Annotated in this window: 1 protein-coding gene; it reads left to right on the forward strand. The window is 57.6% G+C overall.

Annotated features, from left to right (window positions below; all coding sequences use genetic code 11):
* Nucleotides 1–68 precede the first annotated feature (68 nt).
* Nucleotides 69–1,163 (forward strand): IS630 family transposase, encoded by a 1,095-nt coding sequence (locus tag FJ934_RS27855; RefSeq protein WP_140613598.1) that lies wholly within the window; start codon nt 69–71, stop codon nt 1,161–1,163.
* Nucleotide 1,164 lies beyond the last annotated feature (1 nt).

The raw sequence follows: 1,164 nt of genomic DNA on the forward strand, positions 1-1,164 counted from the left end.
CTAGTCCCCTGGAACAAAAGTAAGCTTCATTTTGTTTGGCTTCTGTCACAAGAGCAGGAGTTTGATTCATGGCTGGCAGGCAGGCGGACCTTGTCGTTCTAAGCGACGCGGATAGAGGTTTCCTCGAATCTCAGGTGCGGCATAAGGCGCCGCGCTCCTTGTCGGATCGATGCCGGATGGTCTTGCTGTGCGCGCAGGGTTTGCAAAGCAAAGACGTTGCCGAACGCCTGGGTGTTCACGAGCACACGGTTGGCAAGTGGCGCCGTCGGTTCGTACAGGATGGTATTGAAGGGCTGACAGATGAATATCGTACCGGTCGACCGCGAACTGTCTCCGATGCCCAGGTTGCTCAGGTCGTCGAGCGTACGTTGAACACCACTCCCAAGGATGCCACGCACTGGTCCATCCGTTCGATGGCAGCCGACCGCGGCCTTTCTCATACCACCATCCGTCGGATCTGGACCGCGTTTGGCCTGCAGCCGCATCGTACCGAGACATTCAAGCTTTCCTCCGATCCGCTCTTCGTTGATAAGGTGCAGGACATCGTCGGCCTCTATATGTCACCACCGGACCGGGCGATCGTGCTATGCGTGGATGAGAAATCGCAAATCCAGGCATTGGATCGCGAGCAGCCGGTTCTGCCTATGGCACCGGGCGTCGCCGAACGGCGTACTCATACTTATGTTCGCAACGGCACGACTTCTCTGTTCGCCGCGCTCGATGTTGCCACTGGGGCGGTGATAGGTCATTGCTACAAGCGTCACCGGGCCACCGAATTCCTCGACTTCCTGAAGCGGATCGACACCGAAATGCCCAATGGCCCGGACGTGCATCTGGTGATGGACAACTATGCGACCCACAAGACGCCGAGGATCAAGGCTTGGCTCGCGCGCCGTCCACACTGGCATGTTCACTTCACGCCAACGTCGGCATCCTGGATCAATCAGGTCGAGCGGTGGTTCGCAGAGCTGACGCGAAAGCAGTTGCAGCGCGGCGTACACCGTTCCACCGCAGAACTGGAAGCTGATATCGACGCCTTCATCGAAACCCACAACGAGAACCCGACCCCATACAAATGGGTCAAATCCGCCGACCAAATCCTCGCGTCGGTCAAGCGCTTCTGCCAGAAGACAATGAACCGAACTTCAGATTCAGGTGACTAGG

Origin of the sequence: Mesorhizobium sp. B2-4-12 (assembly GCF_006441575.1) — a bacterium.
In the GTDB taxonomy this organism is placed as follows: domain Bacteria; phylum Pseudomonadota; class Alphaproteobacteria; order Rhizobiales; family Rhizobiaceae; genus Mesorhizobium.